The 15,954-nt window shown below is 41.0% G+C and carries 13 protein-coding genes; 9 read left to right on the top strand and 4 right to left on the bottom strand.

Annotated features, from left to right (window positions below; translation table 11 throughout):
* Positions 1–10 precede the first annotated feature (10 nt).
* Positions 11–814: an SMP-30/gluconolactonase/LRE family protein gene (locus tag LBYS_RS11245; RefSeq protein WP_013408977.1), complete on the bottom strand. Its 804-nt coding sequence runs from the start codon at positions 812–814 to the stop codon at positions 11–13.
* A gap of 114 nt (positions 815–928) precedes the next feature.
* Between LBYS_RS11245 and LBYS_RS11240 the strand changes: the two genes are divergently transcribed.
* The 4 genes from LBYS_RS11240 to LBYS_RS11225 all read left to right on the top strand — a co-directional run bounded on the left by LBYS_RS11240 (position 929) and on the right by LBYS_RS11225 (position 5,010).
* Entirely contained in the window at positions 929–1,447 is a 519-nt protein-coding gene (locus tag LBYS_RS11240; RefSeq protein WP_013408976.1) for an RNA polymerase sigma-70 factor, read from the top strand.
* On the top strand, positions 1,447–2,358 hold the full coding sequence (locus tag LBYS_RS11235) for a FecR domain-containing protein (protein WP_013408975.1): 912 nt from the start codon (positions 1,447–1,449) through the stop codon (positions 2,356–2,358). The genes LBYS_RS11240 and LBYS_RS11235 overlap by 1 nt, the downstream gene beginning before the upstream one ends.
* Positions 2,355–3,947 carry a carboxypeptidase-like regulatory domain-containing protein gene (locus tag LBYS_RS11230; protein ID WP_013408974.1) on the top strand — a complete coding sequence of 531 codons (1,593 nt, stop codon included), beginning with the start codon at positions 2,355–2,357 and terminating at the stop codon, positions 3,945–3,947. The genes LBYS_RS11235 and LBYS_RS11230 overlap by 4 nt, the downstream gene beginning before the upstream one ends.
* Before the next feature lie 82 nt (positions 3,948–4,029).
* Positions 4,030–5,010 carry a hypothetical protein gene (locus LBYS_RS11225; RefSeq protein ID WP_013408973.1) on the top strand — a complete coding sequence of 327 codons (981 nt, stop codon included), beginning with the start codon at positions 4,030–4,032 and terminating at the stop codon, positions 5,008–5,010.
* 28 nt (positions 5,011–5,038) lie between these two features.
* On the opposite strand, the gene LBYS_RS11220 is transcribed toward LBYS_RS11225, so the two are convergent.
* From LBYS_RS11220 to dnaN, 3 genes are all read right to left on the bottom strand, one after another.
* Entirely contained in the window at positions 5,039–5,989 is a 951-nt protein-coding gene (locus tag LBYS_RS11220; protein ID WP_013408972.1) for a glycoside hydrolase family 5 protein, read from the bottom strand.
* Positions 5,986–6,927, bottom strand: coding sequence for a glycosyl hydrolase (locus tag LBYS_RS11215; RefSeq protein ID WP_083794580.1), 942 nt, complete (start codon positions 6,925–6,927; stop codon positions 5,986–5,988). The genes LBYS_RS11220 and LBYS_RS11215 overlap by 4 nt, the downstream gene beginning before the upstream one ends.
* A gap of 111 nt (positions 6,928–7,038) precedes the next feature.
* A complete protein-coding gene (dnaN, locus tag LBYS_RS11210; protein ID WP_013408970.1) occupies positions 7,039–8,163 on the bottom strand; it encodes a DNA polymerase III subunit beta in 1,125 nt (374 codons plus the stop codon).
* Between the two features lie 193 nt (positions 8,164–8,356).
* On the opposite strand from dnaN, the gene LBYS_RS11205 reads away from it, so the two are divergent.
* The 5 genes from LBYS_RS11205 (at position 8,357) to LBYS_RS11185 (ending at position 15,898) form a co-directional block, all read left to right on the top strand.
* Positions 8,357–9,106, top strand: coding sequence for a glycerophosphodiester phosphodiesterase (locus LBYS_RS11205; RefSeq protein WP_013408969.1), 750 nt, complete (start codon positions 8,357–8,359; stop codon positions 9,104–9,106).
* 183 nt (positions 9,107–9,289) lie between these two features.
* Positions 9,290–9,841 (top strand): RNA polymerase sigma-70 factor, encoded by a 552-nt coding sequence (locus LBYS_RS11200; RefSeq protein ID WP_013408968.1) that lies wholly within the window; start codon positions 9,290–9,292, stop codon positions 9,839–9,841.
* 4 nt (positions 9,842–9,845) lie between these two features.
* The gene (locus LBYS_RS11195) at positions 9,846–10,760 is read left to right on the top strand and encodes a FecR family protein (RefSeq protein ID WP_013408967.1); all 915 of its coding nucleotides are present in this window, start codon (positions 9,846–9,848) and stop codon (positions 10,758–10,760) included.
* A gap of 125 nt (positions 10,761–10,885) precedes the next feature.
* The gene (locus LBYS_RS11190) at positions 10,886–14,260 is read left to right on the top strand and encodes a SusC/RagA family TonB-linked outer membrane protein (RefSeq protein ID WP_013408966.1); all 3,375 of its coding nucleotides are present in this window, start codon (positions 10,886–10,888) and stop codon (positions 14,258–14,260) included.
* 12 nt (positions 14,261–14,272) lie between these two features.
* The gene (locus tag LBYS_RS11185) at positions 14,273–15,898 is read left to right on the top strand and encodes a RagB/SusD family nutrient uptake outer membrane protein (protein WP_013408965.1); all 1,626 of its coding nucleotides are present in this window, start codon (positions 14,273–14,275) and stop codon (positions 15,896–15,898) included.
* The last annotated feature ends 56 nt before the right edge of the window (positions 15,899–15,954 follow it).

The following is a 15,954-nucleotide window of genomic DNA, read 5'->3' as shown; positions in this document are numbered from 1 at the left end:
ATTCCCGGTCTTATTTTATTTTCCAAGCTTCAACAGTATTCCCAAAGAAGGTAGGTATATAAAGAATGTCCTTCAATAGGCCTATATCAGCAGTTTTGAATTTATTCGTTTGATGAGTTTCTCGTAAAGTTACTCGCTTTCCGTTCTTATCTACGTGGTATAAATAACCTAACCAGGAGGTAACAAAGAAGCCATCTTTATACGGTTCTATTCCGTCCCCCCCTTTTTCTAATTCACAGATTTTTTTTACATCTTTTGTAGAGGGATTGTAAGCTAAGAAAGCATTATTGGCAGTGATATAGAGAACGTTTTTATGCCATTTTACTCCATTGGCGTCTTTCATGTTCTCTAATAGAACCTCTGCTTTGTCATTTTTTACTTTCCAAATCTTTCCTCCTGCAGTATCTGAGATATACAAAGTCCCCGAAGGATCAGCACTAACATCATTCAATCCTTTGGCTTCTTCTATATTTAATCTTTTAAGTACTTTTCCAGTAGAAAGCTCTATAGATACGAGGTCTTTTAGGTCAGCTACATAAAGGATATTCCCAATTATAGCCATTCCTTTCGGTGCATGTAGTCCAGTAACCCAATCTCTGTTGAGGATTTTCCCTTGATGGTCTACGAGGGCTATTCCCCCTTTGCCATCAGCATCCCATCCGGCGCCATCCACTTGGCTTACATACAAAACCTTTGAAGTAGCCAATACACTCTCAGGAGTTAATAAGGTAGAGTCTGTACTCCACTGTAATTGTATGTTTTGAGAATAAGCTGCCGTTCCTGACATGGCGAGAAATAAAAGTATCTTTTTCATGGTGTATATGTTTTTATCCGAAAATAAAATTAGTAAATATTTAGGGTAAATGGCTCTTTAGTTGTCATTATAATAGAGGCAGAGTTCAAAAGATGCCTTACTTTTACGCCAAGTATGGAAAAAGCATTCGAGACTGTATTTAAAACCCACTATAAAGGATTATTTGCCTATGCCACCTCTATTCTGAAGGATGGTGAAATGGCTGAGGAAGTAGTGCAAAACCTTTTCGTAAGATTATGGGAAAAAAACAGAGCCTTAGAAGTGGAGGGCTCTCTCAGTTCTTATCTGTACAGGGCTGTGCATAATGACTGTCTAAATCATTTAAAACACCTCAAGGTCCGACAAACCTATCAAGATTATGCTATGGAAAGGGCAGAACATCCAAATACCGTTAGCGAAGATGTAGAAGCGAAGGAATTACAAAGCCAACTCATTAAAGCTCTGAACGAATTACCTGAAAGATGCAGAACTATCTTTCAATTGAGCAGATTTGAAGAGTTAAAATACAGTGAAATTGCTGAACGGCTACTATTGCCTCCTAAAACCGTGGAGAATGAAATGGGCAAGGCTTTGAGATTATTGAGAATCAAACTGGTGGATTTCTTGGCACTGGTGCTTTATATTTTAATGTGATGGAGAATAGAGATGAGATATTAGCAAAGGTACTAGTAGGTGAAGCTACTCCTGAAGAAATGCAGTTAGCAGAAGCATGGATTTCAGACTCTGAGGAGAATCGTAGGTACTTCCTGGAATTGAAAAAGATCTGGGCTGCTACACCGCGTTCCCAGGTTTCGGTTGATGAGGCTTGGAACAGGTTCCAAAGCAGGGTGAAACCCGCTCCTATGAAGCTTTATAGAAGATGGTTTTGGGTGGCGGCCTCTCTTATCCTAGTAGGGGGAATAACCTTTTGGTTCCTAAATCAAAAGGAGGAAATTTATACATTAGAGACAGGAACAGAAGTGAAAACAGAAACCTTGAGTGACGGATCTGTTATTACTCTCAATAAACTATCCAGTATAAGTTATAACCATAATTTTGGGAAGAAAAGGGCCGTAAATCTTAAAGGAGAAGCCTTCTTTGAAGTGGCTCCTGACCCTAATAAACCCTTCGTTATTCAGGCTAATGAGGTAGTGGTAACAGTACTAGGAACTTCCTTTAATGTAAAAACGGATGAGCAGAAAACAGAAGTAGTGGTGGAAACGGGTAAAGTTCGAGTGCAGTGGAAGGAGGAATATGTGCTCCTAGAAAAAGGGGAGACTGCCGTTTTTACTACCGGAACCTTGCAGAAGACAAAGGCTAGGAATGAGTTCCACCAATATTTTAGAACCGGGACCTTGGTATGCAGGGAGACCACGATAGAGGAATTGGTAGAAAAATTAAAAGAGATCTACGGAAGAGAAATCCGTATAGAAAATTCCTCTGTAGCAAAAAGACGGATTAATACGGTGTTTAAAGATCAGTCTTTGGAAAACATTTTGGAAATCATCAGTAAAACCTTATCTATAAGAGTGGAGGATAGGGATGAGTACTTTGTAATCAAATGAAGAATTGGCTAGTCACCTTTTTAGGTATACTTTTATCAGGTACATTATTCGCTCAGAAATATGTAGATCGGAAAGTCAGCTTACAGGCAGAGCGGGAACCCCTAAGAACAGTACTTACCGAATTGGAGAAACAGGGCGGCTTCTATTTTTCATACGATTCCAAATTGCTGAAGCTCGATAGTATAGTGAGTGTACGTGCAAATCAGCAAACCCTTAGAAGTGTGCTGCATACATTGTTCCAGGAACGGTTTCAGTTTAAAGAGAGCGGGGAACATTTGGTCATATTGCCCACAAATTATGAGAAATATATAAATGTAACCGGCCAAGTACTAGATGATACGGGGCCGGTTGATTTCGTTTCAGTATATTCCAAAGATTTACTCCTAGTTACCCTGACAGACGAGTCAGGGCTTTATCGTTTAAAGGTGAAGGAAAAGATTTTACCTTTTACTCTAACTTTTAGCAGATTGGGTTACAAGGATACTAGTATTTTGGTTACAAATTCCCATCCTGAAAATATTCGGTTACAGGCAAAGGATTATCTTTTACAAGAGGTACGAATACAGCATAATCCTATAGAACGGAGCTTCTTAAGCAGATGGTTTGTGTCTAAGAAGCTGAGAATTCACAGCAGAAACATTACTCATTTCTTTGTCAATACGCCTTACCAACTGTCCCTGTTCCCTGGTGTGGGTACACAGGGAAGAATGGCTACCAAGTCCATCAATAAAGTGTCTTTGAATACTACGGGTGGATACACCTCCGGCACAGAAGGTGTAGAGCTTTCCGGGGCATTTAATATCACTAGAGGAGATGTGAGGTATGTTCAGGCTGCAGGCCTATTCAATCTCGTAGAAGGGGAGATGAAAGGGGGGCAGTTCAGCGGAGCGTATAACTATGTGCACGGAGGAATCAAGGGTGTGCAAGCCGCAGGTATAGGTAATCAAAGTTCAGGCAAAGGTGCTCAGTTATCCGGCTTATTCAATAAAGCTAATGATCTCAAAGGATTTCAAGCTGCTGGTTTTTTCAATCATTCAACTGACTTTGCTGGACTTCAGATGGCTGGATTTATGAATATTGTAAGCAATTCCTTAGAGGGGGTGCAGGTTGCAGGTTTTTATAACCAAACCAAGGAGCTGCGAGGGGTACAGATAGGGATGGTAAACCGAGCCAAGCGTTCAAGTGGATATAGTATTGGCCTCCTTAATCTTATAGGGAATGGAAATGCTAATTTCTCTCTGGGAACTTCGGAGTTTTTAGTTTGGAATGCTTCCTTAAAAACCGGTAATAAGAAATTATACACTATACTCACACTAGGAAAGGAATGGAAGACTGAGCATATCTGGCCTGGAGTGGGATTAGGTAGAGAGTTGACCATTGGAAAGCAAGTCACCTCATTATTGGAATATGTTCATTACATGTCTGTAAAAGAGGAGGATCCAAGTTATCATAGGTTTCAATTTATGTTAACTTACCCCGCTCATTTTCCACTTCAAATTATGGCTGGTCCTTCATTTACTTTGGAGCCGGATAAGCATACTTGGGGAGCTCAAGCAGGCCTTGCCTGGTACTTCCGAAAAAAAAGTTGAAATTTTTTTAGGGTAAGAAGGAGATGAGTTGTCTTTAAATCAAACCCCCAAAATTGGGAATACGATTTAAACACATAAAAAAATGAAAAACTATTTCAAAGTTATCCTTCTTACATTATTTACTACCACGGTTTCGGCACAAGAAAAGGCTTTCCAATTTGGTTTTTTCCCTCCATTAAGCACTAATGGCTCTTTAGCGCATACCTACACTAACGGAGCCTCTTTCAATGTGATTGCCGGTGTATCTAAATGTGAAAAATATTTTAGTTTATCCTCTGTAGCAGGCATCATTCGTGAGAATGCAGGAGGTTTACATATAGCAGGAGTACATAGCCATGTTGGACAGGAAATCAAAGGTGCTCAAATAGCAGGATTTAGTTCTTACGCTAAAAAGGGCGGTGTGCAGATTTCTGGATTCAATAATTTATCTGAAAGTTCAAAGGTACAGGTAGCCGGATTTACCAATGTGACTCAAAATTCAGATGCTGTTCAGATAGCTGGCTTCCTGAACACTGCTTCATCAGCTAATACTCAAATCGCCGGATTCCTGAATGTGGGCGGCAAAGTGAAAGGCGTTCAGATCTCAGGTTTCATGAATGTTGCAGATAGCAGTGATTATCCTATCGGAATCATCAACATCGTAAAGAATGGGGAGAAGTCTCTCGGAGTAAGTTATGATGAAACCGGTACCCTAATCCTAGGATTCCGATCAGGAGGTAGAGTATTGTATGGAATTGTAGGGGTAGGTTATACCTTCAATGATTATTATGCAGCTGAAGCAGGTCTTGGTGCAGTACTTTGGAGAAAAGGTAACTTCAGATTAAAGGCGGAAGCAACCCACTTAATGATCAGTAAGTTTGATGATGATTATTTCCAAAAGTCTTCTTTTAAGGTATTGCCTTCTATCACTTTAGCGAACAGAGTTGAAGTATTTGGTGGTCCTTCAATCAACTATTGCTTTGAAGATATCGAGTTAAGCACAAAATTCCCGGATAGACGTGTTTTTTCAAACACGGATAAGCCATTCCTGGGATATACCGCAGGAATCGCAGTTAAATTCTAATGTGAAGCTCTCCTGAAAAGGGGAGCTTTTACTTTGCATGCTTCCTTAAAACTTCTCTTATATATTTCCCGGAAGGGCTGAGATGTTTGTTCCTCCATTTGCCATTAGCAGGGGCGCCTGGAAGTAATAGGGCAGTGGTTTCTTTTTTATCCGTTACGTTCCAGTTGGCCCAGCTCAACTGATACTTCTCCATCCAGTCCATCCAGGCTTTGTTCTTTTCTAGATCAAAGGCTCCGTCACCATTTGCTTCACCTACTCCCCATTCTGTAACGAATACCGGCAGCCCGCTTTCTATAGCCTCTGTGGCCCGTTTTCTTAGGGGCTCCTGGTGATGTGGTTCTGAGGCATAAAAATGGAAAGAATATGCGATATTGTGAAATCCAAGTAATGGGTCCTTAGCTACTATATCTATGTCCTGATCCCAGGTGGAAGAACCTACTACGATCAGATTATAAGGGTCATTCTTTCGGATTACGGGAATGACTTCTTCTGCGTATTTCTTTATAATTGACCAATCAATCCTTTCCGGTTCATTCCATATTTCATAGACGATGAAGGGCGAGTGGGAGTACCTTTTTGAGAACTTCTCGAAGAATTCCTTAGCAGTTTCCACATTCTTGTCGGCATGATGATCGTGCCAGTCCATTATAACATATACTCCTCTTTCCAGACATCTTTCCACCACGGGGATGATACGTGTCCATTGTAATTCTGGATCTTTAAGATAGCCTTGATCCGGCTCTACAGCCATAGAAACCCTAAGCACTTTAGCTTTAAAGTCATCAATCAAATGATCTACAACATTTGGATTATAGTATTTAGCACCTCCCCAAATGCTCCACGAGAAACTTATTCCTCGGAGTTGGGCTGGTTTTCCATTTTCTAAGTATACATTTCCTTTGCCCGCTAGGAGTCGGGAAGGCTGAGCGAATGCTGAAAATGTGGTGAGGAGGCAAAGAAAAAGGAATGATTTTTTCATAGTTTAGGCATTTTATCTAAGGTGATGACCTCAGGGTGATGCAGGATTGAGGTCCAAAGAGCTGAATTATTTAGTACAAAATCTCCATACCAGCACATGAACCATGACCATTTGCTCTTATTTAAGTCTGGCAGGGTGCCACATTCTGAAAGGGAGATGATTTTATCCGGATACCTGGATTGTAAGCTGACAAAGGCCTCGTCCATACTTCCATTATAGATATCTGTGCCAATGATATCCACCACATCATCTCCCGGGTACCAAAGAATGTCATTCTTTTCTGCCGTCCAAACCCAGATCAGGTTATTGATTTGGTGATGATGAACTAGGCGTTCAAACATCAATCGATAAAGTACTTTATATGCTTGGGGACCTTTGGCACCCCACCAAAACCAGGTACCGGAAGCCTCATGAAGTGGGCGCCACAGTATAGGAATATGCGGTATTCTCTTTAAAAATGATGCTATATAGTCTATATCCTTGATGATAGATTCATACTCCTCTGATTGTGGGTTTTGGAGTAAGGATAGGTCAAAATTGGTTTCTGAAGTATAGAAGGATTCCGTCTTTCTGGAGGGATCTCTCCAATGCCACATGAACGTGGTAATTCCATTTTGCTCCTTATGTTTTTCAGCATCTAGAAGGATTTGGTCCTCATTGAACCATTGGGTATAGCCTCTACCGTGATGCATGAAATCCATACCAAGTATGGCCGGCGCTTTTCCACTTATCTTCTTCACTCTATCAAATTCATCAAAACTGTTGAGTGTCATAACCCCGGAGATTACTTTTTTGCCATATTGCTCCCGTAGGAATCTAATTAAGGCCTGAGCCTCTCTACTGGGATTAGGAGTAACTAATGCACTGCTTATCTCAGAAGGGGGAGAGATAGATTTACACGAAGTAAAGATGAGTAATATCAGGATCAGCATTCTCATGGGATATGAAAATACTGAAAAATGAGATGAATATGAAAGGGGGGGACGTTCTGGTGTAAGAACTGGGTAAAAAAGTACAAGCCGTGACGGAATGCCACGGCTTGAGGAATATTAATTATACGAATTCAACATCACCGGCATTACCAGCATGAGAATATCTTCATTATCCTGTTTGGAAGTTGGAACGATCAATCCGGCACGGTTAGGCTGAGATAATTCCATCATAACGGTAGAAGAGGATAGGTTACTTAGCATTTCCGAAAGGAATTTAGCATTGAATCCTATTTCAAGCAGTTCCCCATCGAATTCACAAGCAATCTTTTCTACCGCTTCGTTTGAATAATCTAAATCTTCAGCAGAGATGGTCAACTCATTTGGCTCCATTTTCAAGCGAATTTGGTGAGTTGTCTTGTTAGAGAAGATAGAGATACGTTTTAGCGTAGCTAAAAAAGTAGATCTTTCTACGATCAACTTGTAAGGGTTAGCTTTTGGAATCACATTATCATAATCCGGGTAGCGCTCATCAATCAATCTACAGATCAATTTGATATTGCCAAAGCTAAAGAAGGCATTAGAGCTACTAAATTCAGTAACCACAGGAACTACATCAGATGGCAATGAGCTTTTCAACAAGTTCAAGGCCTTTCTAGGTAGAATTAAACGGTTATCTGTAGAAGATTGGATATCGTTTCTTCTGTATCGAATCAAACGATGCCCATCAGTAGCCACAAATGTAGTATGGTCAGACTGGATATCCATGAATACCCCAGTCATAGCCGGACGTAAGTCGTCAGTACTTGTGGCGAAAATGGTATTATTTATAGCTGCCGCTAATACGTCAGAATTTAATTCAATATTGAAATTCTTGTTCACTTGAGGAGGTCTTGGGAAATCCAATGGATTCTCTCCCGTAATCTTAAATCTACCAGTAGAAGTTACAATTTCCACTCCGAAGGTATCCGTATTTAAGTTAACCGTGATAGGTTGCTCCGGTAAGCTTTTCAAGGTGTCCATTAATAGACGAGCAGGAATAGCTATAGAGGCTACATCTGATGAATTAACGTCTAATTCAGCCACCATGACGGTTTGCATATCAGAAGCAGTGACCACCAATTTATTCTGATCAAGTTCAAACAAAAAGTTTTCTAGGATGGGAACGATAGGGTTTGGGGCTATCACTCCGCTTATATATGAAAGGTTTTTTAAGAGTTCCGTACTTGAAACGATAAATTTCATTTTCTTAATGGATAATGTGATCGTGAGCAAAAATAGTAAAATTCGTTGATCTATTACAGTTTGCTTCACACATTTATTCAAAGGTAAATTCTTAAATCCATTAGGTTCAGGCAACTGTTAATATTTAATTCATCTCCAATAGGTGCAGCCTATTTCATTCCCCTGTATATTTAGGTTTTTAAATACCTCAATCATGTATAAAGTACTTCTTTCAATCTTATTTATGAGTAGTGTAGCCTTTGGGCAAAACAAGGTAGTAGCCCATAGAGGGGCATGGAAAAATACTGGAGCTCCACAAAATTCATTGGAATCATTAAAACATTCCTTCGAACTGGGATGCGGAGGGACAGAATTTGATATTAATATGACTAAGGACGGCATATTAGTAGTTAACCACGATGCGGATTATTTAGGTAAACGCATTGAGGATCATACATATGAAGAACTCAATCAAACCAAATTGAAGAACGGAGAAAATCTTCCACTTCTCGAAGATTTTTTTAAGATGTCGAAAAAATTTAAGAAAACCATTCTCTTTGCTGAAATTAAAAGTGCTCCTTCAGGAGCTGCGAAATCTGCAGAATCAGCGGAGAAGGTTTATAAAATGGCTAAGAAGTACAAAGCTTTGAACCGAACCATATTCATCAGCTTCTCCTATCCGGCTGTAGAAAGATTATTGACCATAGATAAAAAGGCGCATGTACAATACTTATCCGGAGATAAAGATCCTTCTACCTTAAAGGCAGCTGGGGTTCCGGGATTAGATTATAATCTTGGGGTATTGCAAAAGAATCCGGATTGGATAAAGCAAGCGAAATCTTTGGGTTTGAGTACAAACGTTTGGACCGTAAATAAAGAGGATCAAATGAAGTACTTTTTAGATGCAGGAATAGATTTCCTGACCACGGATGAGCCGGAGTTAGCTTTGAAGTTGATCAAGTAAAGACTAACCATCCTATAGGAAGCCGGGCCTTAAGGCTCGGCTTTTTTAATGTTCAACTATCTCATTTAGTATGATCTTATGTTTCAATTTTGGTACAATGAGATTATTTTTTTTAATTTTTTCTAGTTTTGGTTTAGGGGTTTTCGGGGGAAGTTCTACTATATGTATAACCAAGGGGGTTTCATGAAAGAATACGCAGACATACAATTAGTGTCCATGCTGAATGCCGGCGACAGTCGCGCATTTGAGGAGATCTATAAGCGCTACTGGTTAAAGCTTTACAGTATAGCCTTTCATCACTTAGGGGTGAAAGAAGAATGTGAAGAATTGGTTCAAAATGTGTTTCTGAGCCTATGGAGAAGAAGAGAGGAAGTGAAGATCCAGAAATTGGACATCTATCTCACCGTTTCCATCAAGAATCAGATCTATGATTTTATTAAATCCCAAATAAGCTATCGCAAATACCAAGAGTACATTATTCTTCAGGAAGTAGTGCAGGGTACCGTCCCATTCCAACATTTGGCATACAATGAACTTTCCAAGGCTGTTGAAGATGCGCTGGCCCGCCTACCGGAGAAAAGTGCGGAAGTATTCCGTAGAAGTAGGTTTGATAATCAATCCGTCAAGCAAATTGCTGAGGAATTGCATCTCAGCGATAAAACCGTGGAGTACCACATTACGCGCTCTCTTAAGTTTTTGAAAGAGAACTTGAGCATGTACCAGCACAATAATTAAGACCATGACACAAAAAGAATGGAATGACACGCTAAAAAAATACCTGGAGGGAAGTTGTACACCTGAAGAAGAGGAGCAAATTCAAGCCTGGTATTCTAAGCAATCAACGGATGCCTTATCTCTTCCTGCTGAGGAAAAAAAGGCTATAGAAAAACGAATGTGGAAAAACATTCGTCATGAAATGACTCCTAAGGGTAGTGTTTTTCGCTGGATATGGGCTGCTGCCGCAAGTGTAGTTCTGGCTTTAGGATACTTCTTATGGTCTTCTCCCAGCTATCGTCAAGAAGGCGTACTGGTTCTTCCTGATGGTACGGAAGTCCACTTAGAGGAGAATGCTAGTCTGAATTATGATAAAGACTTTAATCTTACGCATAGAAATGTGAGCCTTCAAGGTTCCGCATTTTTTGATGTTAAACCAGACAAATCAAAACCTTTTATTATCACTTCCGGAGAGTTGGTGACTGAAGTAGTGGGTACCAGTTTTGAGATTGCTCAGAAGCATGATCAAATAGAGGTAAGAGTAGTGACAGGGGCAGTGACCGTCTATAATCCCCGATTGAAAAATCAGAATAAAGTAGTCCTCAGTCCTAACCAAAAGGCGGTGTACCATCTTCTATACAAAAACTTTAACCAAACGCTGGTAGAGACCCCGGTTCCTCTTCCTTCTAAGGAGTCCGTCGAAAAGAAATTTGTGTTTGAAAATACTCCTTTGAAAAAAGTAGCTGAGACCTTCAAGGCCGTATACGGAATTGAATTCAAGATAGATGACCCTAACATGGAAAACTGCCTAGTCAGTGCAGATTTGGAGAACTTGCCCATGTTTACAAAGCTCGAACTGGTTTGTAAGTCGGTTGAGGCTTCCTACACCATTCGTGAAACCACAGTCTATTTAAACGGAGAAGGATGTAACCTAAACTAGATATGAATATGATTTGACCCTAGTACAAAAAAAGGGGAGGATTTCTCCCCCCACTTAAGGCCTTCCACGTAAACGCCAATTTAAGATAGAAGGCCATGCTTTATCACTAAAACATATGCCAATTTATGAAAAAAAGAACAGAGAGCCTCAATTACGTACTGAAGCTTATGAAAATTAGTTTCTATCAATTCCTCTTAGCCATCATCTGCGGAAGCATGTCTTTTGCCCATGACCTGCATGCCCAGAATTATTTGGCTCGAAAGGTGCAAACTGCTAACGCTGAATCCACCCTAAAAGAATTGCTTCGGCAGGTGGAAGAGCAGTCGGGTCTGAAGTTTGTCTACAGTTCAAAGATTAATCTAAACCAAACCTATACACCAGAAAAGCGAAGCCTAACCGTATATGATGTCTTAACGGAGGTACTTCGTCCAATGGGTATTGATTACGAGGTTTTTGATCAAAGGATTCTCTTAAAAAAGAGGAAGATTTCAGACTTGAAAAGATTAGATGCTGTGCAGGAACTGCAAGTTGCTGCAGTGGATCGTAGAATTACAGGTACAGTAAAAGATGGGAAAGGAGAAGCTTTGATAGGTGTGACTGTCACTCTGAAGAATACAAATCGGGGCACCATGACCAATGCCCTCGGACAGTATACGCTTGAAGTTCCGGAGGGAGATCATACTTTGGTATTTACATATATTGGCTATAAAAGGGTGGAACTTCCAGTAGGAAATGCGTCTATCTATGATGTGGTGTTAGAGGAAGATAATCAAGCCCTAGAAGAGCTCATCGTGGTGGGTTACGGTACGGAAAAACGTAGTGATCTGACAGGGGCACTTTCTAAAGTGGATATGGATAAGGCCTTAGCCATTCCTAGTACAAACGTTGCTGAGATGATACGCGGACAAGCGGCCGGAGTACAAGTAACCCTAGGGTCTGCTCGCCCGGGTGGTACTTCGAATATCCTGATTCGTGGGCAAAAATCCATCAGTGGGGGAAATGATCCTCTCATCGTTTTGGATGGCTTTCCTATAGATAATATCAACGATATCAATCCGGATGATATAGCGTCAATTGAAATCTTGAAAGATGCATCTTCTCAAGCCATTTATGGTGCCAGAGCTGCAAATGGGGTGATCCTAGTAACCACCAAACGCGGTAAGGAGGGAAAAATGCAGGTAGGGGTTCATACCTATTATACTACTCAACGCTTGACTAAGAACTTTGAAATGTTTAGTCCGGAGGAGTTCGCGCAGTACCGTAGAGAAGCCGTACGTGCTAATAACCCAGGAGGGATAGAATATAGCCCGGATGAGGTCAACTTTGGTGGTTCCGCAGCCGCCGCTGAATATATCAATTACAAAGCAGGAAATTTTGCCGACTGGGAAAAGATCATGATGCGTACCGCTTTGACCAATAGCAATACCCTCAATATCAGTGGAGGAAATGAGCAAACCCGTATCTTCTCCAGTCTAAATTATTACACTCAAACCGGTCTATTGCCGAATTCCGACTATAAAAGGGGAGCATTCCGCTTGAACCTCAATCGTAAGATCAATTCGAAAATAGATATTGATGCCAACTTGAATCTTGCTTCAGATGGGCAACAAAGAGAAAGTACTTCCCTTGATTTTATTACTATCTCACCTTTTATGGGACCGTATGACCAAGACGGTAATCTGGTGTATCGTCTGGCGGGAGCTAATGCCAGTAGTAGTACCATTAACCCGCTTTGGAACATACGTGAAGCAGATAATAGAACAAAGTCCTCGTACTATAATCTCAACTTAGCCGGTAATTACAGAATCCTTAAAAATCTGACGTATCGTTTAAATACCTTGTATAACCGTAAACACGTGGAGGATGGAACCTATAGAACCCGACTTCATTCTGAGGGTGTAGCTACTAATGGTACTGCTACATTGACAAACGGTTCATGGGAGGAATATTTGATCGAAAACATCATCAACTACATTCCATTAGAGAATGAAAAGCATAAACTGGATATGACCTTCGTACAATCAGTGAATCAAAGAGACTATACCTCCACCTATGTCACGGGTACTCAATTTCCGAATGACCTACTAGGATTTGATGGTATTACGAATGCCTTGAACTTTAAGGTTCAAAGAAATGAAGCCCGCAAAGCTTTGGTAGGTTTCTTAGGAAGGGTAAGGTATAACCTGTTGGATAAATATCTATTCACCTTCACTGCGCGTCAAGACGGTGCTTCTGTATTCGCTGAAAGTAAGAAATGGGGCTTCTTCCCTGCCGCAGCTTTTGCCTGGAAAATCCATAATGAAGATTTCCTACAGGATGCCAAAAACCTTTCTGAATTAAAGTTGCGCCTAAGTTATGGTTCAGTGGGTAATCAGGCTTTGGCAGCCTATCAGACCTTAGGTTTGGTGAATAACAACTCTTATGTTTTCGGGGGAGTATTACAGGGAGGAAACCTGCCGGGTGGATTATTGCCTAATCCTGATTTAACTTGGGAAACGACCACTACTTTTAACCTTGGTCTGGATTTTGGCTTCTTGCAAAACCGTATCACAGGAACTGTGGAGTATTATGATATGCATACTCGCGACTTACTAACCAATATTCCTTTAGGCGGAACATCCGGCTTTTCATCTATGATTACAAATGGCGGTGAGGTAAGAAACAAAGGTATTGAGGCATTAGTGACAGGACATATCCTGAGAGATGGGCCATTAAAGTGGTCTATGACCGCCTCCTTTACCCGAAACAGAAACACTTTGTTAAAGTCCGGCATAGTGGATGAAAACGGAAATCCGAAGGACGATATTTCGAGTAACAGATTTATAGGTCATGGGGTGAATGTGATCTATACCAAACTTTTTGACGGCATCTTCCAAACGGACGAGGAGGCTAAGAATTCTCCTCAGGGCTCAAAAGGTGGTACTATAGCTAATCCTTTCCAATCAGACGCTACTCTTCATGCTGGAGCCGTTCGAGTGAAAGACGTGAACGGGGACGGAATAATTGATATCAATGACAATGTGATCATCAATACAGCGCCAGATTGGTTTGGCTCCATTTCTACCACTTTGAATTACAAGGGCTGGGAGCTCATGGCGGATGTATACACAGTACAAGGAGTGATGAAGTATAATCCTTACTTAGGTCAGTTCAATGAAGGAGGGTATAACACAGCAGTAAGAAATGGTATTAAGAGGGATTATTGGACACCGGAAAATCCATCAAATACTTACCCTCGTCCTAACTATTCCACTAAAGCGGCTAACGTAGAACTCATAGGTTTAGCTGATGCTTCCTATGTACGTTTGAGAACTTTATCATTAGGATATACCTTGCCAAAATTGGCACTAAGAAGGATAGGTATGCAGACGGCCAAAGTGTATGTCAATGCCAACAATCTATTAACCATTACAGATTATAAATCGTACAGCCCGGAGAATAATCCGAATGATTTTCCTGATGCAAAGGGCTTTACTGTGGGACTTAATTTGGGCTTTTAATACTGAGAAAACATGAAAAATACGATACTATATATAGTGCTTTTGCTCGGTTTGAGCAGTTGTGAGAAATTTTTAACCGAAAAGGCGGCTGCTTCCTTTACAGCTGACTTTGTATACAATACTCCTGACGGACTTGAAGCAGGAGTGGTAGGTTTGTACAATATACAGCGCTCTTTTTGGGAGAATATGGCGAATAATGGTTCGAATCCTATAGTGATTGATGCCAAAGATGATTTGACCCTCCCGCGTGGTGGGGAGATTTCTAACTACGGAAGAATGATTCAAGGTACAACACCGGAAAACTCCTACGTTCACTCGGATTATTGGAAACTTTATTACCGCATCATGGACCGGGCAAATGCCATCATTGAATCTGCTGAAAAGCTACAGGGCATGAGTCAGGAGAGGAAGAATAAGGTTTTGGGAGAAGCTAAATTCTTCCGAGCAAACTCCGTATTCACTCTTTTTCGTTTATTCAATAATATCTACATAACCACTGAACCTACGCGTCCGGATAATGTGGCTAAGGTGATAACCAACAAGTCATCAGAGGCAGATATCTACGCTCTAGTGATTGCGGATCTGAATGATGCCATCCAAAAGTTAGATTACAAAACTTCTGAACCTGGACGCATCACACAGGGCATGGCTAGACATCTCAGGGCGGAAGTAGCCCTTTGGCAAAAAGATTGGAAGGAAGCAAAATTTCAAGCAGAGGCTGTTATTAATTCCGGAGCGCATAGTCTTTTGTCCTCTACAGGTTTAGTGTTCAAAGGAGACTTGAATCATTCTGAAACGCTCTGGGCCCTCCAATTTAAGGTCTTGGTGAACGGTGGTCCCAATAAGATCAACTTTAACTTGATGCCTAACTATGCAGAATTGATGCCCGGGTCTAAGTATACGGTGGAGCAAGGCGGCAGAGGGTTTGGTTGGTTAACCATGAACAACTATCTGCGCGATCTATTGAATGAGGATCCAAATGATACCCGCATAAAAGGATCTTACTATATTCAGGATTATGTGTACAATGATCCTGCAACTCTACCGGCCGGTAAGGTGATAGGGGAGAAAATAGTGCACGATACTTGGAAAGAATTCGCACCACTGGCGGCAGATAGAAATGCCTTCTTTATTCGTTTGAATGCAGGTTGTAAAAAATACTTCCCCGATGACGGTAATCCTACAGTAGATACGCAAACAAAGAATATTATGATGGCACGACTAGCAGAAACTTATTTGTTTGCGGCTGAGGCGAATTTGATGCTAGGAAATACCGGAGAAGCTCTGGCTCAATTGAACGCTGTGAGAAAACGTGCTGGAGTGAAAGAGCGAACAACAATCACCTTACAGGACATCTTAGATGAGCAAGCAAGGGAATTAGCTTTTGAAGGGAGAAGATGGTATATGCTGAAGCGTACCGGTAAACTGTATGAATATATCGTGGATCACGCAGGATATGGCAAAAGAGGAGATTTAAGCGCAGAAAACTCCCCAGGTCATGCGAACACTCCTGAAGATCCTTTCCCATTCCGTTCAGAAGCTAGAACTCGTATGAGACCTCATATGGTGAATTGGGCCATTCCACTAGCTGAAATGAACCTCTTAGGAAAATCATATCCCCAAAATGACGGTTACTGATAAAAGGGCGGACTTCGGTCCGCTTTTTTTTGATACCAAAGGCAAATATAATAGGG

This window comes from Leadbetterella byssophila DSM 17132 (genome assembly GCF_000166395.1).
GTDB classification, from domain to species: domain Bacteria; phylum Bacteroidota; class Bacteroidia; order Cytophagales; family Spirosomataceae; genus Leadbetterella; species Leadbetterella byssophila.
This window is presented reverse-complemented; position numbering and strand designations above follow the sequence as displayed.